The sequence below is a fragment of the Thalassococcus lentus genome (assembly GCF_028023555.1).
Taxonomy (GTDB): domain Bacteria; phylum Pseudomonadota; class Alphaproteobacteria; order Rhodobacterales; family Rhodobacteraceae; genus Thalassococcus_A; species Thalassococcus_A lentus.
Genome location: NZ_JAQIOY010000006.1, coordinates 168,946 through 192,181, shown reverse-complemented (window position 1 = coordinate 192,181; position 23,236 = coordinate 168,946). Strand labels below are relative to the sequence as shown.

Below are 23,236 nucleotides of genomic sequence, written 5' to 3'. Positions count from 1 at the left end.
GTGCTGGCGCTCAAGGCCAGCTGGCCGGCGCAGATGCGCACCGTCTGGGGCGATCACGAACGCTTCGAGAAGACCTACTTCTCGGACTACAAGGGCTATTACTTTACCGGTGACGGCTGTAAACGCGACGAAGACGGCGACTACTGGATCACCGGCCGCGTTGACGATGTGATCAACGTCTCGGGCCACCGCATGGGCACCGCCGAGGTGGAATCGGCGCTGGTCGCCCATGCCGCCGTGGCCGAAGCCGCCGTGGTCGGCTACCCCCATGAGATCAAGGGACAGGGCATCTATTGCTATGTCACGCTGATGACCGGCGTCGAGCCGACCGAAGAGCTGCGCAAGGAACTGCGCACCTGGGTCCGCACCGAAATCGGCCCCATCGCATCGCCCGACCTCATCCAATGGGCCCCCGGACTGCCAAAAACACGCTCCGGAAAAATCATGCGACGCATCCTGAGGAAAATCGCAGAAAACGACTACGGAGCCCTCGGAGACACATCAACTCTCGCCGAACCTCAAGTCGTCGAAGAACTCATCAATAACAGAATGAACCGGGGTTAAGCCGATGATGGACGGAACCCAAACCCCGACCACGGCGCCCGTTTTGATCCTGTTGGGGCCTCCGGGCGCAGGCAAAGGCACGCAGGCGCGCATGCTGGAGGAGCGCTTTGGACTGGTGCAATTGTCCACCGGCGATCTGTTGCGGGCAGCGGTCGCTGCTGGCACCGAGGCCGGCAAAGCCGCCCAGGCCGTCATGGAGGCCGGCGATCTGGTCAGTGACGACATCGTCATAGCCATTCTGCGTGACCGGCTGTTGGACGCAGATTGCGCCAAGGGCGTGATCCTTGACGGATTTCCGCGCACAACCGTTCAGGCCGAGGCGCTGGATGGCTTGCTGGCCGAAAGCGGTCAGAAGATCAACGCAGCCATCAGCCTCGAGGTTGATGATGCCGCCATGGTTACCCGCATCAGCGGGCGGTTTACCTGCGCGGCCTGCGGCGAGGGCTACCACGACCAGTTCAAGTGCCCGGCCTTGGCCGGAAGTTGCGACAAATGCGCGGGCACCGCGTTCAACCGCCGCGCGGACGACAATGCCGAAACAGTCGCAAGCCGCCTTCAGGCCTACCACGCCCAGACAGCGCCGCTGATCGATTTCTACACCAAACAAGACGCGCTGATCGGCATCGATGCCATGGGCGACATCGAAACTATCGCGGGCGAACTGGCCGCGATCGTGAAAACGGCCACTGCCTGAGGCGGTGGCTTTGCGCCCTGTCTCGCAGGGCTTCAGGAGGAAGAGGAGGACCGCGATGGCGGATCAAACATCTCAATCAGCGCGCAGCGCCGAAAAGTCCGATGCGGGCTATTGGGCGGCAAACGTGCGTATCATTCTCGTCTCGCTGGTGATCTGGGCGGTGGTGAGCTTTGGCTTTGGCATTCTGCTGCGCCCTGCCCTGTCCGGCATCAGTGTCGGCGGCACCGATCTGGGCTTCTGGTTTGCACAGCAAGGATCGATCCTGGTCTTTCTTGGCCTGATCTTTTTCTACGCCTGGCGGATGAACAAACTGGACCGTGAATTCGGCGTCGAGGAGGAATGATCATGGATCAATTTACCATCAACCTGCTGTTTGTGGGCGCGTCCTTTGCGCTCTACATCGGCATCGCGATCTGGGCCCGCGCCGGTTCCACATCGGAATTCTACGCTGCGGGTCGCGGCGTTCACCCGGTAACCAACGGGATGGCGACAGCCGCAGACTGGATGTCGGCCGCCTCCTTTATTTCGATGGCCGGCCTGATCGCCTTTACCGGCTATGACAACAGCTCGTTCCTGATGGGCTGGACCGGCGGCTACGTGTTGCTGGCTCTGCTGCTGGCCCCGTACCTGCGCAAATTCGGCAAGTTTACCGTGTCCGAATTCATCGGGGACCGTTTCTACAGCCCCACCGCGCGGGTTGTCGCCGTGATCTGTCTGATTGTCGCCTCGACAACCTATGTGATCGGTCAGATGACCGGTGTCGGCGTGGCCTTTGGCCGTTTCCTTGAGGTTTCGAACACAACCGGCTTGCTGATCGGTGCTTGTGTGGTTTTCGCCTATGCCGTTTTCGGCGGCATGAAGGGTGTGACCTATACGCAGGTGGCTCAGTATGTCGTTCTGATCATGGCCTACACGATCCCTGCAATCTTTATTTCGCTGCAACTGACCGGAAACCCGATCCCGGCTCTTGGCCTGTTCGGTGATCACGCGTCCTCCGGCACGCCACTGTTGCAGACCCTGGATCAGATCGTTTCGGAACTGGGCTTTAATGAATACACAGCCCACCATGCTGACACGTTCAACATGGTTCTGTTCACGCTGTCGCTGATGATCGGTACCGCTGGTCTGCCGCATGTGATCATGCGCTTTTTCACCGTTCCCAAGGTGGCCGATGCGCGCTGGTCCGCAGGCTGGGCGTTGGTGTTCATTGCCCTTCTTTACCTGACAGCACCTGCTGTGGGTGCGATGGCGCGTCTGAACATCACCGAAATGATGTGGCCCAATGGCACATCCGGTGAGCCGGTTTCGGTCGAGATGATCGAAAGTGATGCCCGCTACGACTGGATGGCGACATGGCAGCAAACCGGTCTTCTGGGCTGGGAAGACAAAAACGGTGACGGCAAGATTGCTTATTTCAACGACAAGGACGCAGACACCGTAGCCAAGGCAGAAGCGGCTGGCTGGGGCAGCGAAAACGAGCTGACCAAGTTCAACCGTGACATCCTTGTGCTTGCCAACCCAGAGATCGCCAACCTTCCGGGCTGGGTGATTGGTCTGGTGGCCGCAGGCGGGCTTGCAGCGGCACTCTCCACTGCTGCAGGCTTGCTTCTGGCGATTTCTTCGGCTGTCTCGCACGACCTGATGAAGGGTCAGCTGACCCCGAACATCTCGGAAAAGGGTGAACTGCTCTCCGCTCGGATCGCAATGGCCGTGGCGATTGCAGTGGCCACGTACCTGGGTCTCAACCCTCCGGGCTTTGCGGCTCAGACCGTGGCGCTTGCCTTTGGTCTGGCGGCGGCATCGATCTTCCCGGCGCTGATGATGGGCATCTTTACCAAGGTGAACAACAAAGGCGCAGTGGCGGGCATGCTGGCCGGTCTGATCGTGACGCTGATCTACATCTTCCTGCACAAAGGTTGGTTCTTCATCCCCGGAACCAACAGCTTTACCGACGCTGATCCGCTGCTTGGCACGATCAAGTCGACAAGCTTTGGTGCAATTGGTGCGATGATCAACTTTGCGGTTGCCTTCACCGTGTCCAAGATGACCGCTCCGATCCCGGCCGAGATCGAAGAACTGGTCGAAAGCGTACGTGTGCCGCGTGGCGCAGGTGCGGCGGTGGACCACTAAGCCAGATGCCGGGTCATCGTTCCCTCCTTGACCCGGCCCATGCCCTTACGTCCCGCCCTGCGCTATGCTGGGCGGGACGTTTTCTTTTCTGAAGGTCTGTCATGCCAATCGACACTCCAGCCATTGCCCGTTTTCTGGCATCAGTGCATCCCTATGATGCACTGCCACAAGATGCCCTGACGGGGCTGATCCCGGCCTTTCAAACGCTGCGGGTTGATGCAGGGCAGCCGATCTACAGCCGCGGCGATGCCCTGCCCGGCCTGTATCTGATCGACGCCGGACAAGTCGAAGTGCGCGACGAAAACGACGTCACCGTTTCAATCCTCGGGCCGCGCAACTCGTTTGGGGAACGCGGTCTTTTACGGGACGGGATCGCCGTCACATCTGCGGTTGCCACCGAACCCGCGTCCCTGCTGCTATTGCCCAAAGCTGATTTCGACACCTTGCTGGCCGAACACGAACCCGCCCGGCGTTTCTTTGACCGATCCCGGCCCGTCCGGCCTCAAGCCAACAATCTGGCCACCAGTCGCGTTGAAACCTTGATGGCCCGCACACCGGTAACCTGCGGGCCCCAAACCACCGTTCAAGGCGCGGCTGCCTTGATGGCCGAACATCATGTGTCATCCATTTGCGTTGTGGAAGACGACAGGCTGTCAGGCATTGCAACGGTCCGGGACCTGTCGGGCAAGGTGGTGGCCAAAGCTCTGCCCTTTGACACTCCGATTACCGAGGTCATGACCACAAATCCGTTTTCGCTGCCGCCAAGCGCAATCGGATCAGACGTATTGCATGCCATGATGGAACGGCGCATCGGGCACATCCCGGTCACAGAGGCCGACATGTTGGTGGGCATCGTGACCCAGACTGATCTGACCCGGTTTCAAGCCGTGAACTCGGCCGAACTGGTGGCTGACATCGCCCGCGCCGCAAGCGCCGATGAGATGGCCAAGGTCACCGCCCGCATTCCACAATTGCTGGTCCAACTGGTGGCAGGCGGCAACCGGCACGAAGTTGTCACGCGCCTGATCACAGATGTGGCCGACACCTGCACCCGCCGCCTGCTTGCTCTGGCCGAACAAACGCTGGGGCCGCCTCCGGTGCCCTACCTCTGGCTGGCCTGTGGCAGTCAGGGGCGGCAGGAACAGACTGGCGTGTCCGATCAGGACAATTGTTTGATTTTGGACGATGCGGTCGAAGCCGAACACATGGCCTATTTCGAGACCCTCGCCCGCTTTGTCTGCGACGGGCTAAACACCTGCGGCTACATCTATTGCCCCGGCGACATGATGGCGACCAACCCGCGATGGTGCCAACCGGTGCGGGTCTGGCGCGACTACTTCCGCGGCTGGATTGCCAAACCGAACCCCGAGGCACAAATGCTGGCATCAGTCATGTTCGACCTCAGACCAATCGGCGGCACCACATCGTTGTTCGAAAACATTCAACATGACACGCTGAAAGCCGCATCGAAAAACTCGATTTTCGTGGCGCATATGATCGCCAACGCGCTCAAGCATCAACCGCCACTGGGTTTGCTGCGCGGGTTCACCACCATTCGTTCGGGCGAGCACAAGAACCAGCTGGATCTCAAACACAACGGTGTTGTTCCAGTTGTTGATCTTGGCCGCATCTACGCACTTCAGGGAAAGATCGAGCCTGTGAACACACGGGCGCGCCTTGAAGCAGCCATAGCGGCAGGGGTGCTCAGCCAGTCAGGCGGGCAGGATTTGCTGGACGCCTATGATCTGATTGCGGAAACACGGCTGGAACGGCAGGCTGATCAAATCAAAGCAGGCGCCAAGCCAAACAACTATCTGACGCCCGCCGATCTGTCAGACTTTGAGCGAAGTCATTTGCGCGATGCATTTGTCGTGATCAAATCGCTGCAATCGGCTGTTGGACATGGCAAAGGGATGCTGTCCTAAGACGGCAACGGGAGGAATGGGATGTTTCTGGAATTGATTGCCGTAATCGTTGCGGGCCTTGCCGGGGCCGGTGCAATGATGCTTCTGGCCCATATGTCAGGTGGTCGTCTGCCAAAGTGGCTGGTGCCTGTGGGTGCCGGGGCCGCCATGCTGGCGGCTGCCATTTCCAGCGAATACGGCTGGTATGACAGAACCGCCAGCGCTCTGCCCGACGGGCTCGAAGTTGCGCAAACCCGCCCGTCCAAGGCGCTCTGGCGTCCCTGGACCTATGCGATCCCGATGATCGACGGGTTTGTCGCGGTGGATCGCGCGAACCTGCGGCCCAATTCCCAGCGCGACGATCTGTTTATGGCAGACCTCTATTTCTACGGTCGCTGGAAACCCGTGCAGGCTGTCGAGGTCATCGTGGATTGCGCCCAGGGCCGCCGCGCCGATCCGGCGCTCGGAGATGGCAGCCCGCCGGTCTGGCGGGATGTCGGGCAAAACGATCCTGTGGTCAAAACAGTCTGCTCCGAGAGTTGATCCATGGAAAAGCTCAGCCTTCGACTGCGCATATTCCTGTTCTTTTCGCTGATCGCACTGGGCGGCACGGCTCTGTCGCTGGCTGCGATTTGGGTCGGCTACCAGCGCGCGCTTTCTACGGATCTGCAAAACGGCTTTCTGCTGGCCGGGATCCTTTCGGCGTTTGGATTGGTTGCCCTGAGCGCATCGATCTGGCTGCTCTTTGACGAAAACGTTGCAAAACCCATAGAACACCTCGCCGCGGATTTGCGCACTAGGGCGCATGCCGGCGTGGACGAGGCCTTACAAACTGGTTCAGCCCGTTATCTCGGTGATCTTGCGCCCGCGGCGCAGGCGGTTAGCGATGCGCTCAGTCAAAATGCGCTCGGATCGGCAGATCGCATCGCAAACGAGACTGCAAGGCTGGCGCAGGAAAAGGCACAGCTAACGGCCCTGCTCACGGAAATCCCGATGGCCACTCTACTGATTGGAACCAACGATCAGATTGTTTTGTATGATGGTCAGGCCGCAGACATACTGGCTCAGGTCAGTGCGCCACGTCTGGGCGCGATGGTAACCGACTACTTTGAGCCCGGCGCGCTGATGAGCGCCAAACGGAAAATGGAAAAGACCGGCCGGGACGTTGAGGTCACCGCGGAAACACGGACCGGGCAAGATCTGAACGCCACGCTCAAGCCGCTAGAGAACGGCTTCATGATGATCATGGAAGCCCCCACCGTTGAGCTGGCGCCAGATGCCGCACGGCCTTTGGTTTTCGACTTTTCGTTGATGTCGCGCAAGGTTCCCGAAGCCACGCAGGATAGTGCTTTGCGTGATCTGGTGTTTTGCGTGTTCGACACGGAAACCACCGGGCTTTTGCCCCACAAGGATGAGATCGTTCAGATCGGCGCGCTGAGGGTCGTGAACGGGCGCATCATTGAAGCCGAGCAAATCAATCAGCTGGTTGATCCCGGCCGCCCGATCCCGCCTGCATCAACCAAGGTGCATCATGTCACTGATGCCATGGTCGCAGGGCAGCCCGACATCGTGACCGCAGGCCGGGCCTTCCATGCCTTTGCCAAAGGTGCCGTCATTGTTGCGCATAACGCCCCCTTCGACATGGCCTTTTTGCACAGGCACAAGGCGGAGATGCAGGTGGCATGGGACAATCCGATCCTCGACACGGTCTTGCTGTCAGCGGTTTTGTTCGGCGCCAGCCAAAAGCACACGTTGGATGCGCTTTGCGACCGTTTGGGCATTACGATCCCTGCGCATCTTCGGCACTCCGCGCTGGGTGATGCACAGGCCACCGCCGAAGCTTTGGTCAAGATGTTGCCGATGCTCGAAGCGCGCGGGCTGCGTACCTTTGGCGAGGTGATCGCAGAAACGCGCCGGCACGGACGCCTGTTGCAAGACCTGAATTAACGATCAGATCCTCGGTACTGCGCCAACGAAATGCCTTGCTCCACGCAATCGAGCAGCGTTTGAGAAACCCGCCAGACCAGCGGGTCTTCCTGCGCAAACACTTCAAGACGTTGAACAATCTGGGGTACCCCGAGTTGATCAGCGTAGTGCATCAACCCGCCGCGCCAGCGCGGGAACCCATAGCCGAAAACGGTGACCAGATCGATGTCGCGCGCATTTTGGGCAATCCCCTCATGCAAGATATCTGCGGCTTCGTTGATCATCGCCAGAACCAGACGTTCCTCAATCTCGGGCTCACTGTAGTCCACCCTGCTGATGCCCGCGAAATGCGCTTCTTCGACCGCCAGATCTGCAACAATCGGATCGTCGACCTTTCCGTTGCCGCCGGGGTATCGATACCAGCCTGCCCCTGTCTTGCGGCCCAGTTTTCCCAATTCGACCATACGATCAGCGATTGGAATATAGCGTCGGTTCGGATCGCGTGTGGCGTCCTGCCTGCGACGATTGGCATGGGCGATATCGAGCCCTGACAGATCCTGCGCCTCGTAGGGTCCCATGGCGTATCCAAAGGCAACCATGGCTTCATCCACTTCCCATGGGGTTGAGCCATCCATGAAAACTGTATCGGCGGCCTCGCGGTACCGCTGCAAAATCCGGTTTCCGATAAAGCCGTCGCAGACCCCCGCCAGAACCGGCACTTTGCGCAACGTCTTGGCCAGAGCATATCCAACCGCCAGAGCGGTCTCTGATGTGGCCTGCGCCCGGACAATTTCCAACAGCTTCATGATATGCGCAGGCGCAAAAAAGTGCAGACCCAGCACCCGGGACGGATCAGAAACGCCTGAAGCGATTTCGTTGATGTCGAGGTAAGAGGTATTGGTGGCCAAAATGGCGTCCCGCGGCAAGGCCTGCTCAAGCGCCGTAAACACCGACCGCTTGACCTCCATGCTTTCAAACGCGGCTTCAATAGCCAGACCGGCCCCCGATGCAGCCTGAAAATCGTCACTCAGCGTCAGGCGGCTTTGCCGATCTTCGGCACCGGCCTGATCAATCAATCCGCGTTTAAGGCTGGCATCGACGATCTTGTTTACGTTGATGCGCGCCCGGTCCACAGCCTCTTGATCCACCTCAAGCAAGACCACACGCAGCCCGGCATTCAACAGCGCATAGGCGATGCCCGCGCCCATTGTTCCTCCGCCAACGACTGCAACCTGATCCAATGCCGGGGCCTGTGCCTGCAACCAATTTGGCGGTTTCGCAGCGCGCTCGGCAAAGAAGATATGGCGCAAGGCGCGTGCCTGATCACCGGTCCGCAAATCCAGAAATGTTTCGCGTTCACGGCTCAGTCCATCGGTCATCGAGGCCGCGCTGGTCAATTCGACCAAATCTATCGCCCTGAGCGGCGCGATCTGCCCGGCTGACTTTTTGGCAGCCAGAGCACGCGCATCGGCAATGGCCTGTTCGTTTGGCGCGGGCGCTGGCAGATCGCAGATACGTTCAGCCAGTTCGAGCGTGCCGATATCCAGATACTGCGCCATTGCGACCGGGTCATCGGCGATACCATCAATCAGTCCGATGGCTTCCGCCTGCTGCGCCGTCACAGGTTTTCCGGTGGCGATCATTTCCAGCGCTCGGCGCAGGCCGATCAGACGGGGCAGCCGTTGGGTCCCCCCGGCGCCCGGAACAACGCCCAATGTAACCTCTGGCAGGCCAATGGACACGCCCGGTGCCGCGATCCGGTACCGGCATGCCAGAGCCAATTCGCACCCCCCGCCCAGCGCGACACCGTTGATGGCCGCCACCCATGGCACTTCGCAGGCTTCGATCTGTGCCACAACGTCAGGCAAATGGGGTTCAATCGGATCCGCATCGAATTCGCGGGCGTCCGCACCCGCTGCAAAGGCACGGCCAGCGCCGGTCAGAATAACCCGAGTCAAACCGGTTTCGGATCCGATCCCGGTCAGAACATCGATCAGGCCCTGACGCATTGCCTGCCCGATCGCATTGACCGGTGCGTTGTCCAACGTGACAATCAGCGCAGTGCCCACGCGTTTCGTTGTAACGGTCATTGGGAACTCCTGAATAACGACGCGTGCGTCAGCCGGTTATGCTGCGCTGGGTTTTCACCGAACGCGCAAAACCGCGGGTTTGAATGATTGCAACCAACAGGTCCAGTGCGGCTTCAACCGACTTGCCCGAGGTGTCGACCTGCGCGTGCGCCCGATCATAGAGCGCCTCACGCGCCCGAAGAATGCCGCGCAACTGCAACATCGCCTCGGGATTGCCTGCCATGGGCCGTTCGTCCCCCTGTGCCCGCACACGTAACATGTGGTCCTCGGGGCTGGCCTTGATCCAAATGGTATGAAACCCGGCCAGCAAACGGCTGTACGTGGCCGGCTCTGCGACAATGCCGCCTGCCACGGCCAGCATCACGCGATCATGCGAGGCGATCACCCGTTCAAGCGAGTCTGCCTCGAGCTTGCGGAAGCCTTCGGGCCCGTAGAGCGCCATGATTTCAGAGGCCGCCATGCCTGCCGAACGCTCGATTTCCTTGTTCAGCTCAACAAAAGGCATAGACAGCGCCTCGCTCGCGCGTTGACCCAATGTTGATTTCCCGGCGCCGCGCAAACCCACCAGACAAATGCGTTCGGCCCGCTGCATTTCAGACGCATCCACACTCAGCGCGCGCAGAACATTTTCCTGGGTCTGCGCGTCAGCGGCCTGAAACAGGCGCACGAGGCGCAAAATATCCGAACCCCAAGGATCGTCTTCGCTGATCAGCCATTCGAGCCGATGGTCAAGCGCATGGGCAACGCGCGTCAGCAAAGCAATGGAGATGTTGCCTTCGCCGCTTTCGAGCTGCGCCAGATACCGCGCAGACACGCCGGATCGCTGGGCCAAAATACGTCTGGGGATACCTTTACGTTCCCGGGCCGCCCGCACACGTTCGCCGGCGCGCGCCATCACTTCGGACGCTGCGTCCTGCAGCGCATCCTCCAGTTCTGATTTGCCGCCCTCAGCTATCACGTGATGTCCTGTGTGTTTTTGAAATCATCTTGAACCCTGCAAACCACGGCAGCCAAACCCCCATGGATTTGGCCTAACTCTGTCCTGAATCCGGCAATAGCGGCAAGAGAACATCGCGTATTTGTTTCGGGGGGGGCTGCTTGCGAAAGGCCCGTGCTTCGATGAAGACACACGTAAACCGCCCCTCGAAACAAAGCGTGTCATCCTGTTCGCCATCCACCCGAAACGTGATCGAGGTTTTGCCCAGTCTTTCCGGCCAGACATGGCATAGCAATCTGTGCCGTGGTGTGATGGGGCTCCGGAAATCCATTTCCAGCCGCACAAAGGGCGTGCCAACATTCAGGTCCAGTTCCATCTGGTACCAGCCCTCGCCCAAATGCTCTTCCCACCACGCATTGATCGCATCCAAGGCCCAGCCCGGAATATTACCGGTATAGGCAATCTTGGCCGGGTCGCAGTCGCCCCATGTGATGCGGATCGGATGAATGAACAGCTGTTTTGGGCGTGCGGTCATCGATCAGCGTCGCTTTGCATTTTTGCAAGACTCAATAGGTCTCGACATGGTATCGCCCCTCTTCGCGCATGGTGTCGCGCAAAGCGCCCCACGGTTGACCGATGCTTTCCGCGATATTGGTCAAGGCGCGTTCAACCCCCTCTTCCATCCCGCGCAAACCGCAAATGTAGATATGCGTGTTTGGGTCAGCCAACAGATCAGCGACCTTGTCTTCTTCGGACATCATCCGGTCCTGAACGTATTCCTTGGTCTCGCCCTGACGCGAATAGACCAGATGCTGATCCAGCACCTCTGATGGAATTTTCTTGAGCGGGCCGAAATACGGTAGGGTTTCCGGGCTGCGCGCTCCGAAAAACAAGGTCATGCCCCCTTCGACTTCGTGCCCCGCACGTTGCCGCCGCATGGTAAAGGCCCGCATCGGCGCAGACCCCGTACCCGTACAAATCATCAGCAAGCGCGCTTTGGGGTCTTCGGGCAACAGGAATGTTGCCCCGAAAGGTCCGGTGACCTGCACCTCGGCGCCGGTTTCCAGATCGCATACGAAATTCGAACAAAGCCCCCCCGCCTCACGTTTCACTGTCAGCGACACGTTGTTGTAGCCCGGTCGCTCACCATCGCGCGGGCTGGAGACGGAATACAGCCGCGGCAGATGCGCATTGCCATCTGCGTCGGTTCCCGGCGGAATGATCCCGACACTTTGACCTTCCAGAACCGGCATAGGGTTTGCACCAAAATCGAGGATGATGTGGCGAACGTCATGCTCTGGGTCGTCCGTCAGGCTATAGTTGCCCTGAACTTTTGCTGTGACCGGTTTTCCAAGATTATACAGGTTGATCGTAGGCTTGGCCGCCGAGCCCGGCGCGCGCGAAGTGCCCCCCGCCCCGGCATGAGCCTCGGCCAGAAGAGCGGCAACCGCATCATCCAGCGCCTCGGCATCTTCGCCACCGGCGTCCTGCGTGATCTCTTCCTGCTCGGGCAACTCATCCCACCCGAACTGATCTTCGAGCGAATAAGGCTCGGTAACCACGCGCCATTCATCGATGGATCCGGTTGGACAAACCGGAATGCAATCCATACAGAAATTGCAGGTTTCGGCGTTAACAACGACGTTGTTGTCATCGTGCTCGATCGCGCCGATCGGACAGGTCATTTCACACGTGTAGCATCGGATGCAGATTTCCGGATCGATCAGATGTTGCTTGACCGGCTTGTTCATTGCCCGGCCCCCTTGTTCAGAACGGCATCCGGCAAGATCATCATTTCGATCAAGGCCTGGCAAATCCCTTTGCAATCGCTGCAGTCAATACAACCGCCAATGCGCCCAATGCGTTTCGACAAATGCGTCGTCTTGGGCGCGTCTCCTGCGGAGCGGTGTCTCTCCATGCTCTGTCCTTCCTTGGCGTTGCCGTTGATCCGGGCGGCGGACGTGTGATCGCGCCGCCCGGTCACTCCGATGTCAGGCCATGTGCAGTTTGACGTATTCGAAATCGCCCGGCTTGTTGTCGATGCCGACCTTCGGCGGTGCGATCCAGCTGGCGAATTTCCCGGGCTCATAGCAGGGCTTCATCAAAGACGTGATGAAATCGCCGTCCGCCTTACTGGGCAGGAATTCATCCCGACGTTTTGTCCATTCTTCCTTGGACATGATATCGCCTTCAGGCGTTGTTTCGATGGGTGCAAAGACACCGATCTGGCGGTGGAAGGCCTCGTGCGGCAGGGCCAGTTCAAACTGAATGCCGGACTTGGCAATTTGCTTGTTCCAGCGCCCGACACCACCCGATGCATCCCGGATATAGTCGTCGCGCAGGCGCATGTTGATCGCCGTCAGGGCCGGCACTTCTTCGGCAACGATCTGACCGTCCTTGAAGCTGCGCACCACATAGGTGTCGTTGGTCAACATGTGATCGTCGTCAATCCGCTGCTCCATGTAGCGGCCCTTGATGCCCGAGTTGAAGGCATTGGCAGCGTTGGTCGACATCTCCTGCCCGAACAGATCAAGGCTGAGCGAATAGTGCAGGTTCAGTTTCTTCTGGATCGTCGGCAGGTCAATCACACCCAGATCGCGGATCTTGCCCACATCATACGGGTCGGTGATGCCATTGGCATTCATCGCCTCAAGCGTGGCCTGAATGGTCCGGCCAACACCGGTTTCACCCACGAACATGTGGTGCGCTTCTTCAGTCAGCATAAAACGGCAGGTGCGCGACAGCGGATCAAAGCCAGACTGCGCGAGCGACTCGAGCTGCATCTTGCCATCACGGTCCGTGAAGTAGGTGAACATGAAGAACGACAGCCAATCTGGCGTTTCCTCGTTGAAGGCCCCCAACATGCGTGGAGCTTCGTCCGAACCCGACGAACGGCGCAGCAGATCATCGGCTTCTTCGCGACCATCCTTGCCGAAATATTTGAACAGAAGATAGACCATGGCCCACAGGTGGCGGCCCTCTTCGACGTTCACCTGAAACAGGTTGCGCATGTCGTAGAGCGATGGCGCAGTCAGGCCAAGGAACCGCTGCTGTTCAACCGAACCCGGCTCTGTGTCGCCCTGAATAACGATGAGCCGCTTGAGCATGTTGCGATATTCGCCCGGTACTTCCTGCCACGCGGGTTCACCCTTGTGTGCACCCATTGGGATGCGGCGGTCTTCCACCTGCGGTGCCAGCAACACGCCCCAGCGATAGTCGGGCATTTTGACGTAGTCGAATTTCGCCCAGCCTTTGGGGTCTACCGAGACGGCAGTGCGCAGGTAGACCATGCTTTCCTGAAAGTTCTGCGGGATCAGGTCATTCCACCAGTTGATATATCCGGGGTGCCATTTTTCCAACGCTTTCAGTACTTTGCGGTCCGAAGACAGGCCGACGTTGTTCGGAATCTGGGTGTCGTAACTCACATTGATCAGATCGAGCATTACATTTCTCCTGTAGAGGCACGCGCAGCCGCGTGCCCGGTAAACGTCAATGCGGGCACCGATATCCGGGGTCCCGCAGGGTGCGTGGGTGATGGCGACCTAGATCGCTCAGACACGCTCCATGTTGTATTCGCCGCGCTGGCCGGTTCCGTAGCGTTGCAAGGCGCCCTCCGGACCAACCGCATTCGGCCTGATGAAAATCCAGTTCTGCCAAGCGGTTAGGCGTCCAAAGATGCGCGTTTCCATTGTCTCAGGACCAGCAAAGCGCAGGTTGGCTTCCATTCCCGTCATGGCATCAGGGCTAAAGCTTGCCCGCTCCTCCATGAAAATCCGGATTTCGTCTTCCCAATCGATGTCATCGAGGATCATCGTGACCAGCCCCAATTCGTCGGCGTCTTCAGCCTCCAGCGGCTCGCCCTTGGACTCTTCGGCGCGCACAAGCGCATCAGCATTGCCAAGGAACCGGGTTTGAAGCCGGGTCAAACCATTGCCCATCACAAGCGGTCCGAAATTTGCGTCGCTCAGCGTTACAGTCGCCATGGGGCGGTTGTCGCCTTCGAATTCATCTTCCATCATATAGCTGCGATCGGCCGCCCAGAGCAGCTCGGCCAGCACACCTGCAAAGCACGAGCCGTGCTCGACCAGACAGACCATCGACCGGGATGTGACATCGACGCGTTTCAGCACGCGCTTCCAGTATTGCGTAACCTCATTGGCCAGCCAGTGCTCCGGCGCGCCGGTCACAACGGTTTCGTGCGCCAGAAATGCCTCGGGATCACCCTGTGTCTTGAAGACCATCAACCCAAGTTCCGGCTCATTCAGCCGCAGGTGCAGGATCGCGTCATCCAATTCGCGAGCGAGACGCAAAAGATAGGCCTGATCGCCCTGAGCAGCAAAAGCATCCATATCGGCCGGCGCGGCTTCTTCAGGACCCTTCAAGGTGATCGTGACCTTGCGGCCCGCCCTGTCTGCCTCGACTTCTACCAATGAATAGCTGACCGATCCATCGTCGTGGAATGTCCGATCCAAGGGTCCAAGCGTGATGCCTTTGGCAACGTCCGCCTTGGCCGAGCTGGCCGCAAAGGCCTGCGCGCGCTCCTCTACGGCATCGTCGAATTTCGAGTTGGGGAAGACTTCGTCAACCAGCCCCCAATCCTTGGCCCGCTTGCCCCGCACACCTTCTTCTGTTGAGCAGAAGACATCAGCCAGATCGCGTCGCACCTTGCGTTTGTCTGTCACACGGGTCAATCCGCCGGTGCCCGGCAAAACCGCCAACAAAGGCGCCTCGGGCAATGAAACGGACGAGCTGCTGTCGTCGGTCAGCATGATGTGATTGCACGCGAGCGCCAGCTCATATCCGCCACCTGCGCATGAACCTTTGACCGCCGCGATGTACTTCTGCCCGCTGTCCGCTTCGGCCGCTTCAAAGGTATTTCGCGTCTCATTGGTGAACTTGCAGAAGTTCACCTTGTGGCTGTGCGCCGCACCGCCCAGCATTCGGATGTTCGCACCTGCGCAGAATATCCGATCTTTGCCGGACTGCATGACCACGACCTTGACCTCAGGGTGCTCGAACCGCATGCGCTGCACGATGTCCGCCAGCTCGATATCCACTCCCAGATCATAAGAGTTCATCTTGAGCTGGTAGCCATCGAACAACCCACCATCCTCATCCACGTCCATCGTCAGGCGCGCGACCGGCCCGTCATAGCTCACCTTCCAATGGCGATAGCTTTGCGGATCAATTTGAAACTCGATGCGCTTGGACATGTCATCTCTCCCTGTGCACTATTTTGCGCACCAAAATTTCACTTATTGCAAAATAGCACTCAATATCCATCGATCAAGTGCGCTTAACCACAAAGTATCAATACATTACAGAGACTTACCGAGCATAGCATTATAATGCATCCTTGATGCACGATTCGGCTTTGCAGCATGCCCACAACGCGTCGATCTCGGCTGCCGTTAACCCCATGACCTGCCCCCCTTGGGAAAGGCCAGCTTCGTGCAAAAGGGCCATGGCGATCGTTTGCAAGCGCCGCGCCGCTTTGGGTTTCTGCATGCGCCACTTCAGAGCGGCATTTGCGATCTGAATAACACCCTGCACAGCCTTGCGTTCCGGTTGTCCGTCCGGAATAGCCATCCAAACGGCCTCAAGTACTTCATGTGCTTCCCAATAGTACCCCGATTGCAGCATGCGCAGTCCTTCACGCCACGCTATGCTTTGCTCCGGATTACCTTGGTCGACCCGCTTGAGGGGATCAAACAGCCCCTCTGGATGTCGCGGTGTCTTGCCCGGAACATAGGCGTGGGGCGGACACCAATCAGGCTCCATCAGGCTGCTGTCACTTTTTCATTCTCAATCCGCTGCAGCCGTACACTGAACTCGGTCACGGCCGTCAGAACGGCCTGCGGCTGGTCAAGATGCGGGCTGTGCCTGCAATCGTCCAGAACAACCACATCAACCGGCGCATAAGACCGTTCTTCCACTTCGGTGACCTGAGCCAGAGTTCCGTATTGATCTGAAGCCCCTTGGATCACGAGCGCGGGAATCCGCAGATAGTCGATCACTTCGCTGACATCCCAGGCCTTGAAGCCCGGATCAAGCCAAGCATCGTTCCACCCCCGGAATGCATTGTCCGGATCATCGTGGTATTTTGCCATCCGATCGCGCAGATCCCCGGTTTCAAAAGCCTCTTTGGCTTTGGCGATCGCGGCCAATCCGATGTCTTCGGTGAAGAAATGCGGCGCCATCAAAACCAGCCCGCGCACCCTGTGGTCCTGCGCCGACCCCGCATAGATCGCGGCAATGGTCGCCCCGTCAGAGTGGCCCAGCAAAATACCCTGCCGGAACCCGATTTGATCCAGCACTACGGGCAAGACGTCCATGGCTTCGCGCGTCATGTAATCCAATGGGCGCGGCAGGTCTGTGGCAGCCGAACGACCATAGCCCGCGCGGCTGTAGACAAACACGCCGCATCCTGTCGCCTCGGCCAGCTCAGCCGGAAACTGCCGCCAAAGCGCGGCACTGCCCAAGCCTTCGTGCAGCAACACAATCGTCGGGGCCACGTCTGGCCCCGGGCCAAAGCACATGTATTCCAAAGCTTTTCCAAGGATTTCGATCTGACCCGTGGCCTTATCCTGCCATTGCATCAGACTGTCTCCCGCAGCTTGAACCGCTGTATTTTGCCCGTCGCTGTTTTCGGCAGATCCTGGACCACTTCGATCCAGCGCGGATATTTCCACAACCCAACCCGCTGTTTGACGAATTCCTTAAGCTCGGCCAGAACAGAGGACTGATCGGCCCCATCCTGCAAAACCACATAGGCCATCGGCTTTTCCAAATCATCTTTGTCCCGGCGCGGCACAACGGCCGCCTCCAGAACACCGGGATGGGCACTCAACGCCTGCTCGACCTCAAATGGGGACAGCCAGATGCCCGAAACCTTGAACATATCGTCCGTCCTGCCGCAGTAGACATAGCGCCCCTCCGGTGTGATTTCGTACTTGTCCCCTGTCCGCGTCCATTCCCCTTCGAAGGTATTGCGGCTCTTGTCGCGCTTGTTCCAGTATCCATCCGCCGCGCTTTCACCGCGCACCAGCAACTCGCCGATCTCACCCGGCGCCACGTCTTCGCCCTCTTCGTTCACGCAGCGCAAATCATAGCCCGGAACCGCCGTTCCAGAGGTTCCATAGACCACGTCACCGGGCCGGTTGCTGAGAAAAATATGCAGCATCTCCGTGCTTCCGACACCATCCAGAATATCAACGCCCCAAAGCGCATGCCATGAATTGCCGATTTCCTCTGGCAGGGCCTCGCCTGCGGAAATGCACATGCGGATAGCCGCTTTCGGCACCCCGGTCTTGTTCAGATGTGCGATGGTCGCCGCATAAAGCGTCGGCACGCCGCAATAGACTGTTGGCTTTTCCTGCGCGAGGATGTCCACGACAACATCCGGTGTCGGGCGCCCGTTGAACAAAATGGTCGTCGCCCCAACAGACATCGGAAATGTCATGGCGTTGCCAAGGCCATAGGCAAAAAAGATCTTGGCGGCCGAAAACACGATATCATCCTCTCGGATGCCCAGAACCTGCGCGCCATAGGTGTCCGAAGTGGCACGTAACGCGCCGTGCACATGCCGAACCCCCTTTGGCTGCCCTGTGGACCCCGAAGAATAGAGCCAAAAGGCACATTCATCCGCGCCAACGTCACGCACCGGGGCCGGGTCTGCATCCTGCATGAAAGAGCCGTAAGACATGGTGCCGTCCGGTGCATCCCCCCCGATCACAACGATCTGGCGCAGATCTCCGCAGGCTAGGGCCGCAGGCATTACCACATCCAGCAATTCATGGCTGACAAACAGGCAGGTCGCCCGGCTGTCGCGCAAAATGAACTCATACACAGAGGTCGCCAGCAGCGTATTGAGCGCAACCGGAACCACACCTGCTTTCAGGGCGCCCCAGAATATTTCCGGGTATTCGACCTGATCCAACACAATGCACGCCACGCGTTCTTCAGGCCGAACATCGGCGCGGGCCAAGGCACCGGCCATCTGGCTGCTGCGCTGAGCAAGTTCCGCATAGGTCAGTTCACGATTTTGGCCTGCAGCTTCGCGAAATGCGACCTTGTCACCCCGCCCTTCCTTCAGGTGCCGGTCGACGAAATACAGCGCTGCATTCTCGTTGTTGGTCATTGCGTCCTCCCAAACCGCCGGGGCTTCCCCCTGGACCAAGGCCGCCCGTTCTCGATCTGCGCCGATCTGGGGCGAATCCGCCAAAACCGCGGATTTATGCGGAATGATGCATGAGCACCGCTCTCAATCAACGAATGCTTCGCCCACTATGCTCTATAATGCATATTTTGGACGCAAGATTTTGCGGGACGGCGGGTGGGGCGCGTTTTGGCTCCGCCAAAACAGCGGCACCCGCCGTCGCAATCAGACTCTAACGCAACAGGTTCAAAACCCCGGGATCCGTGTCACCATAAAGTCGCTCAACCAAAGCTGCGCGGCGTGTCTGGACCTTGCGCGCATTGAGATTGCCCTTTGCGGTGATTTCCCCGTCGCCGATTGACGGCGGCTCTGCCAGAACCATGACCCGCGCAATCCGCATCGATGATCCCTTGCCGCTTTGATCACCCAGCCTGTCGCGCAACGCATCGTGCAAGCCGCTGCCCAGCAGAACGTCCTCTTCGTCATCCGCCATGGCCCGAGCGTCTGCCGTTGGAATGACCATCAGCCCCAACTCATTCCGGCCTTCGCCGCACAGAACAACGTCCTGCGCCAATGGGCCAAGCGCAGTCAAAAGCTCTAGCCTGAGCATGGCAGCCCTGACCCAGGTTCCGCTCTGCAGCTTGAAGTCTTCCGACACCCGACCATCAAATTTCAGCCCCTTGGTCAGATCCGACTCATCGACAAAACGCACTGCATCGCCGGTAATGAAGTAGCCTTCCTCATCGAATGCCGCGGCCGTCTTCTCCGGATCATCCAGATAGCCCGGCATCACATTGGGGCCGCGCACCCGGATTTCGAACCGCCCGCCTTCATCTGGCAGCAGCTTCACCTCGACACCCGTCATCGGCACTCCGATAATCCCGGACATATCCGTGGGTTCGTGCTGGATCAGGCAGGCCGGAGCCGTTTCGGTCAATCCCCAGCTCGAAGTGAACAAGGGCATATCACCGCGCACGTCACGGGCCATGGCCTCCAGATCGGCCCATACGTCCTGCGGCAAACTGGCCCCGGCATAAAACAGCATGTCCAGCTCGCTGAAGTACCGGTTGCGCAGGGCCTCGTCCTCTTTCATGGCATCGCGCAACATGGCAAAGCCGACCGGCACGTTAAAGGCCAGCGTTCCGCCCACCAACTGATTGTTTTCTATTGTCTTTTGAACCAAAGGCTGAACCGGCTTTCCCGCATCGATGTAGAGCGCGCCACCATTGGAAAGCATCATGTTCACGTTGTGTGAGCCCCCGAAAACGTGGTTCCAGGGCAACCAGTCCACAATCCGCGGCGGGCGGGTCCGCAAGAACGGCAAAGCATCCAGAATCTGGGCCTGGTTGGCACACATCATGCGCTGCGTGGTGATCACGGCCTTGGGGCTGGAGGTCGAGCCCGAGGTCAGCAGATACTTGGCAACCGTGTCCGGCCCAACCGCCGCCGCGGCCGCATCAACCTGCGCCATATCGGTCTCATGGCGTTCCAACAGCGTTGCAAAATCCGTGACCCCCTCTGCTGCGCCCCGGCTCACCACTTTCTCGACTGTGTCGAAAACGCTCTCGGACAAGGCATCACCAAAGCGCTCCATGTCTTCAGCATAGACCATGGCGGGTTTGACCAGACCGGCGCAGTGCAGCAGCTGTGGGCGCGCACCCGGGATCAGCGCATATTGCTCGGCCACCGGTGCCGTCGGGACCCCGACATATTGCGCAGCAAGCGACAACAAGGCGTGGTTCACACTATTGCCGGAAATGATCAGAATGGGCGTCTTCTGATTCATGCCGCGTGCCAGAAGGCCCGCCGCGATTGTTCGCACAATCTGCCGCGTTTCAGAATAACTCAAGCTGCGCCAACCGGCGCCATCCCGTTCAGCCAGGAACACCGCGTCAGGCGTGCTGCCAGCCCAGTGATCAAGCCATTCCCCCGAGCACCGTGCCACAGGGCTCAGCGTGTATCCCGACCGAAGAATAACCGCGCCATCGCTGCGATCTTCTCGTATCACGTTATGCGCGCGATACATCGACGTCACCGCTGAGGCAAACGCACAGCTGCGTCCAGCCGGATCGTTGTGCCATTGAGATAAGGGTTGGCAATGATCTGGCTGACCATCAGCGCGTATTCTGCCGGATCACCCAGACGATGCGGGAACGGGATGTTGGCAACAATCCCGGCGGTGGTTTCTTCGGGAAGACCTTCCATCATGGGCGTATTGAAAAGCCCCGGCGCAATCGCCATAATCCGCACGCCGAGTTTGGCCATATCCCGCGCCGCAGGCAGGGTCATCGCCGCAATCCCACCCTTGGACGCCGAATAAGCGCTCTGCCCAATCTGGCCATCCTGCCAGGCGATCGACGCGGTATTGACCACGACACCGCGCTCGCCGCCATCCAACGGGTCCTGCGCGGCCATTTCCCGCGCTGCAACCGACATGACGTTATAGGTGCCGATCAGATTGACCCGGATGGTTTTTTCAAACAGATCCGTTCCCAATGACCCGTCCCGGCCGACCAGTCGGGCAGCAAGGCCGATCCCGGCGCAGTTCACCGCGACCCGCGGCGCACCCAGCCGATCCTTGACCATAGCAACCGCAGCCTCCACCGATGCCAGATCTCCGACGTCTGTTTTTGCTGACACACCGCCAATTTCACCGGCAACAGCCTGCGCGCGCGCCTCATCAAAATCCAGAATACCGACCTTCGCGCCATGCGCTGCCAAAAGCCGCGCAGTTGCGGCCCCCAGTCCACTGGCTCCTCCCGTGACAATCGCCACCTGACCCTCAATTTGCATAAGACTCTCCCCCGCTTCTTTGTGCTTCAAATATCCCGGGGGTGAATGGGCCAGTGGCCCAGAGGGGGCAGCGCCCCCTTCCCCGGCTTACAACAGGAACAATGTGATGGACGGAAAGGCCACGAGCAGCACCACCCGCACCAGATCAGAACACACGTAGTAAAGAACGGCCCTGTAGGTCTCGACCATTGGCGTTTCCGGATCCATCGCATTGATGACGAACAAATTCATCCCGACCGGCGGTGTGATCAGGCCAACTTCCACAACGATCAGCACCAGAATGCCGAACCAGATCGCCACATGTTCAGGGGACATCCCGAAATCCAGCACCGAGATCACCGGAAAGAATATCGGGATCGTCAGCAGGATCATCGACAGGCTGTCCATGAAACATCCAAGGATCAGGTAGATCAGCAAAATGACAGCAAGCACGGCAATGGGCGTCATGCCCAGTTCAACCACCCAGTTCGATAGCTCTTGCGGCACCCGGGTGCGGGCCAGAAACCCGTTGTAGAAGGCCGCGCCCAGAACAATGAAAAAGATCATCGCCGAAGACCGGGCGGTATCAGTGAAGCTGGCGATCAGGCTCGATCGGGTCAGCCCACCATTGAAAAAGGCGATGATTCCAGTGCCCAAAGCGCCTACCGCCGCACCTTCGGTCGGGGTAAAGATACCGCCGTAGATGCCACCGACCACCGCGATGAAAACCAGAAGCACCGGCCAGACGTTGATCAGCATCGAAATCCGTTCGCGCATTGGAATGGGCTCCCGCACACCCGCTGCGTTCGGATGACGCCGGACATAGATCGACACGGCGATCATATAGCCGATGGCAGCAATAATGCCCGGCACAAAGGCCGCAAGGAAAAGCTTGGCAATATTCTGTTCGGTCAGAATGGCATAGATCACCAAAACCACCGATGGCGGGATCAGGATGCCCAGCGTGCCCCCGGCTGCCAGTGTCGCGGTGCTGAATCCGCCCTCATAGCCGTAGCGTTTGAGTTCCGGCAATGCCACGCGGCTCATGGTGGCGGCAGTGGCCAGCGATGATCCGCAGATCGCGCCGAAGCCGGCGCAGGCGCCAATCGCAGCCATGGCGACGCCACCCCGGCGATGACCCAAAAACCCTTCGGCGGCTTTAAACAACGCTTGGCTCATCCCGCCAAGGGTCGCGAAATAACCCATCAGAAGGAACATCGGAACAATCGACAGCGAGTAGTTCGAAAAGGTGGTGTATGCCACATCCTTGAGTTGCGCGAGCGGCAGGTTTGGTTTGCCCATGACCACCCAAAGCCCGCCGAAGCCGACGCTGAACATGGCCAGCCCGATCGGCACGCGCATGAAGATCAGTCCCAGAAGCACCGGAAAGGAATAGATACCAATCTCAAGGTTGCTCAATGGTCTGCCCCCACGGCCGCGGGCACGATGGTGCGACCGCTCAAGAATTCCAGCGCCCGGATCAGCGCCATGTAGACAGCGGCAGCAGCGGCCATCACGGCACCCATCAGACTGAGTGCATAGGACCACCAGACCGGGAACTGCAGCAACAGCGTGGTCTGGCCTGACGACATTTTGCGCGCCATGCCCTGTTCGAGTTGAACCGTGATCGTGACCAGAACCACCGCAAAGAGGATCGCGATCAGGACCTCCAGCAGACGGTTCGCCCAGCGCGGCAATGCCTTGGTGAAAATATCCACCGCCGCGTGGCCATTGGTGATCTGGCAGAACGGAAGAAATGCAAAAATGCAAAAGGCCATGCCGGCCTCGACCAGTTCAAAGTCACCAGGGATTGCGCCGATCCCGGCGTCGATCAAACCAGTCGCCAAACCAGGCATGATCCCCATGATCAAGTCGCTATGAAACAGCGTATTCAGCGCTCTGCCCAGAATCGAAATACAGATAATCAGGATCAGAAGGCTCAATACGATGCCGCCAAGGATTGCCATGAGGCGCGCCAGCCCAAGCACAAAGCGGTGTACAGATTGCATGGAAAACGTCCCCGGAGAGATTGGCAGGGCCGCGCTGTTCTCAGCGCGGCCC

20 protein-coding genes are annotated in these 23,236 nt (G+C 59.1%); 7 read left to right on the top strand and 13 right to left on the bottom strand.

What is annotated here, in order from left to right:
• From PFY00_RS15005 to PFY00_RS14975, 7 genes are all read left to right on the top strand, one after another.
• Positions 1–564, top strand: a 564-nt coding sequence (locus tag PFY00_RS15005) for an AMP-binding enzyme (protein ID WP_271433395.1), incomplete at its 5' end; no start/stop codon positions are given.
• A gap of 7 nt (positions 565–571) precedes the next feature.
• Positions 572–1,258 (top strand): adenylate kinase, encoded by a 687-nt coding sequence (locus PFY00_RS15000; protein WP_271433401.1) that lies wholly within the window; start codon positions 572–574, stop codon positions 1,256–1,258.
• Positions 1,259–1,313: 55 nt separating this feature from the next.
• Complete coding sequence (locus PFY00_RS14995; protein ID WP_271433394.1) at positions 1,314–1,601, top strand: DUF4212 domain-containing protein; 288 nt, start codon at positions 1,314–1,316, stop codon at positions 1,599–1,601.
• Between the two features lie 2 nt (positions 1,602–1,603).
• On the top strand, positions 1,604–3,388 hold the full coding sequence (locus PFY00_RS14990; protein ID WP_271433393.1) for a sodium:solute symporter family protein: 1,785 nt from the start codon (positions 1,604–1,606) through the stop codon (positions 3,386–3,388).
• A gap of 101 nt (positions 3,389–3,489) precedes the next feature.
• Positions 3,490–5,313 (top strand): DUF294 nucleotidyltransferase-like domain-containing protein, encoded by a 1,824-nt coding sequence (locus tag PFY00_RS14985; protein WP_271433392.1) that lies wholly within the window; start codon positions 3,490–3,492, stop codon positions 5,311–5,313.
• Between the two features lie 21 nt (positions 5,314–5,334).
• The gene (locus tag PFY00_RS14980) at positions 5,335–5,835 is read left to right on the top strand and encodes a hypothetical protein (protein WP_271433391.1); all 501 of its coding nucleotides are present in this window, start codon (positions 5,335–5,337) and stop codon (positions 5,833–5,835) included.
• Between the two features lie 3 nt (positions 5,836–5,838).
• Entirely contained in the window at positions 5,839–7,239 is a 1,401-nt protein-coding gene (locus PFY00_RS14975) for a 3'-5' exonuclease (protein ID WP_271433390.1), read from the top strand.
• On the opposite strand, the gene PFY00_RS14970 is transcribed toward PFY00_RS14975, so the two are convergent.
• The 13 genes from PFY00_RS14970 to PFY00_RS14910 all read right to left on the bottom strand — a co-directional run bounded on the left by PFY00_RS14970 (position 7,236) and on the right by PFY00_RS14910 (position 23,184).
• The gene (locus PFY00_RS14970) at positions 7,236–9,308 is read right to left on the bottom strand and encodes a 3-hydroxyacyl-CoA dehydrogenase NAD-binding domain-containing protein (protein WP_271433389.1); all 2,073 of its coding nucleotides are present in this window, start codon (positions 9,306–9,308) and stop codon (positions 7,236–7,238) included. The two genes, PFY00_RS14975 and PFY00_RS14970, sit on opposite strands and share 4 nt — an antisense overlap.
• A gap of 28 nt (positions 9,309–9,336) precedes the next feature.
• Positions 9,337–10,266 carry a helix-turn-helix transcriptional regulator gene (locus PFY00_RS14965; protein ID WP_271433388.1) on the bottom strand — a complete coding sequence of 310 codons (930 nt, stop codon included), beginning with the start codon at positions 10,264–10,266 and terminating at the stop codon, positions 9,337–9,339.
• Positions 10,267–10,339: 73 nt separating this feature from the next.
• Positions 10,340–10,780, bottom strand: a complete 441-nt coding sequence (locus PFY00_RS14960; protein ID WP_271433387.1) for an acyl-CoA thioesterase — start codon at positions 10,778–10,780, stop codon at positions 10,340–10,342.
• Between the two features lie 31 nt (positions 10,781–10,811).
• Complete coding sequence (gene boxA / locus PFY00_RS14955) at positions 10,812–11,996, bottom strand: benzoyl-CoA 2,3-epoxidase subunit BoxA (RefSeq protein ID WP_271433386.1); 1,185 nt, start codon at positions 11,994–11,996, stop codon at positions 10,812–10,814.
• Positions 11,997–12,236: 240 nt separating this feature from the next.
• The gene (gene boxB, locus PFY00_RS14950) at positions 12,237–13,688 is read right to left on the bottom strand and encodes a benzoyl-CoA 2,3-epoxidase subunit BoxB (RefSeq protein WP_271433385.1); all 1,452 of its coding nucleotides are present in this window, start codon (positions 13,686–13,688) and stop codon (positions 12,237–12,239) included.
• A 108-nt stretch (positions 13,689–13,796) separates the two neighbouring features.
• Complete coding sequence (gene boxC, locus PFY00_RS14945) at positions 13,797–15,458, bottom strand: 2,3-epoxybenzoyl-CoA dihydrolase (protein WP_271433384.1); 1,662 nt, start codon at positions 15,456–15,458, stop codon at positions 13,797–13,799.
• Between the two features lie 130 nt (positions 15,459–15,588).
• Positions 15,589–16,026, bottom strand: coding sequence for a DUF309 domain-containing protein (locus tag PFY00_RS14940; protein WP_271433383.1), 438 nt, complete (start codon positions 16,024–16,026; stop codon positions 15,589–15,591).
• Positions 16,026–16,844 carry an alpha/beta fold hydrolase gene (locus PFY00_RS14935; protein WP_271433382.1) on the bottom strand — a complete coding sequence of 273 codons (819 nt, stop codon included), beginning with the start codon at positions 16,842–16,844 and terminating at the stop codon, positions 16,026–16,028. The genes PFY00_RS14940 and PFY00_RS14935 overlap by 1 nt, the downstream gene beginning before the upstream one ends.
• Positions 16,844–18,385, bottom strand: a complete 1,542-nt coding sequence (locus tag PFY00_RS14930; protein ID WP_271433381.1) for a benzoate-CoA ligase family protein — start codon at positions 18,383–18,385, stop codon at positions 16,844–16,846. Before PFY00_RS14930 ends, PFY00_RS14935 begins: the two co-directional genes overlap by 1 nt.
• Positions 18,386–18,635: 250 nt before the next feature.
• Positions 18,636–20,429, bottom strand: a complete 1,794-nt coding sequence (locus PFY00_RS14925; RefSeq protein WP_271433380.1) for a feruloyl-CoA synthase — start codon at positions 20,427–20,429, stop codon at positions 18,636–18,638.
• A gap of 5 nt (positions 20,430–20,434) precedes the next feature.
• Positions 20,435–21,196: an SDR family NAD(P)-dependent oxidoreductase gene (locus tag PFY00_RS14920; RefSeq protein WP_271433379.1), complete on the bottom strand. Its 762-nt coding sequence runs from the start codon at positions 21,194–21,196 to the stop codon at positions 20,435–20,437.
• 87 nt (positions 21,197–21,283) lie between these two features.
• Complete coding sequence (locus PFY00_RS14915) at positions 21,284–22,594, bottom strand: TRAP transporter large permease (RefSeq protein WP_271433378.1); 1,311 nt, start codon at positions 22,592–22,594, stop codon at positions 21,284–21,286.
• A complete protein-coding gene (locus PFY00_RS14910) occupies positions 22,591–23,184 on the bottom strand; it encodes a TRAP transporter small permease (protein ID WP_271433377.1) in 594 nt (197 codons plus the stop codon). The genes PFY00_RS14915 and PFY00_RS14910 overlap by 4 nt, the downstream gene beginning before the upstream one ends.
• Between the last annotated feature and the right edge of the window lie 52 nt (positions 23,185–23,236).

Bases quoted from the DNA above. Each gene is read 5' to 3' on its own strand.
- PFY00_RS14920 (WP_271433379.1), bottom strand. From the start codon at position 21,196: ATGCAAATTGAGGGTCAGGTGGCGATTGTCACGGGAGGAGCCAGTGGA.
- boxC (WP_271433384.1), bottom strand. From the start codon at position 15,458: ATGTCCAAGCGCATCGAGTTTCAAATTGATCCGCAAAGCTATCGCCAT.
- PFY00_RS14970 (WP_271433389.1), bottom strand. From the start codon at position 9,308: ATGACCGTTACAACGAAACGCGTGGGCACTGCGCTGATTGTCACGTTG.
- boxB (WP_271433385.1), bottom strand. From the start codon at position 13,688: ATGCTCGATCTGATCAATGTGAGTTACGACACCCAGATTCCGAACAAC.
- PFY00_RS14925 (WP_271433380.1), bottom strand. From the start codon at position 20,429: ATGTATCGCGCGCATAACGTGATACGAGAAGATCGCAGCGATGGCGCG.
- PFY00_RS14960 (WP_271433387.1), bottom strand. From the start codon at position 10,780: ATGACCGCACGCCCAAAACAGCTGTTCATTCATCCGATCCGCATCACA.
- PFY00_RS14980 (WP_271433391.1), top strand. From the start codon at position 5,335: ATGTTTCTGGAATTGATTGCCGTAATCGTTGCGGGCCTTGCCGGGGCC.
- PFY00_RS14940 (WP_271433383.1), bottom strand. From the start codon at position 16,026: ATGGAGCCTGATTGGTGTCCGCCCCACGCCTATGTTCCGGGCAAGACA.
- PFY00_RS14935 (WP_271433382.1), bottom strand. From the start codon at position 16,844: ATGCAATGGCAGGATAAGGCCACGGGTCAGATCGAAATCCTTGGAAAA.
- PFY00_RS14910 (WP_271433377.1), bottom strand. From the start codon at position 23,184: ATGCAATCTGTACACCGCTTTGTGCTTGGGCTGGCGCGCCTCATGGCA.
- boxA (WP_271433386.1), bottom strand. From the start codon at position 11,996: ATGAACAAGCCGGTCAAGCAACATCTGATCGATCCGGAAATCTGCATC.
- PFY00_RS14975 (WP_271433390.1), top strand. From the start codon at position 5,839: ATGGAAAAGCTCAGCCTTCGACTGCGCATATTCCTGTTCTTTTCGCTG.
- PFY00_RS14985 (WP_271433392.1), top strand. From the start codon at position 3,490: ATGCCAATCGACACTCCAGCCATTGCCCGTTTTCTGGCATCAGTGCAT.
- PFY00_RS15000 (WP_271433401.1), top strand. From the start codon at position 572: ATGGACGGAACCCAAACCCCGACCACGGCGCCCGTTTTGATCCTGTTG.
- PFY00_RS14995 (WP_271433394.1), top strand. From the start codon at position 1,314: ATGGCGGATCAAACATCTCAATCAGCGCGCAGCGCCGAAAAGTCCGAT.
- PFY00_RS14990 (WP_271433393.1), top strand. From the start codon at position 1,604: ATGGATCAATTTACCATCAACCTGCTGTTTGTGGGCGCGTCCTTTGCG.
- PFY00_RS14930 (WP_271433381.1), bottom strand. From the start codon at position 18,385: ATGACCAACAACGAGAATGCAGCGCTGTATTTCGTCGACCGGCACCTG.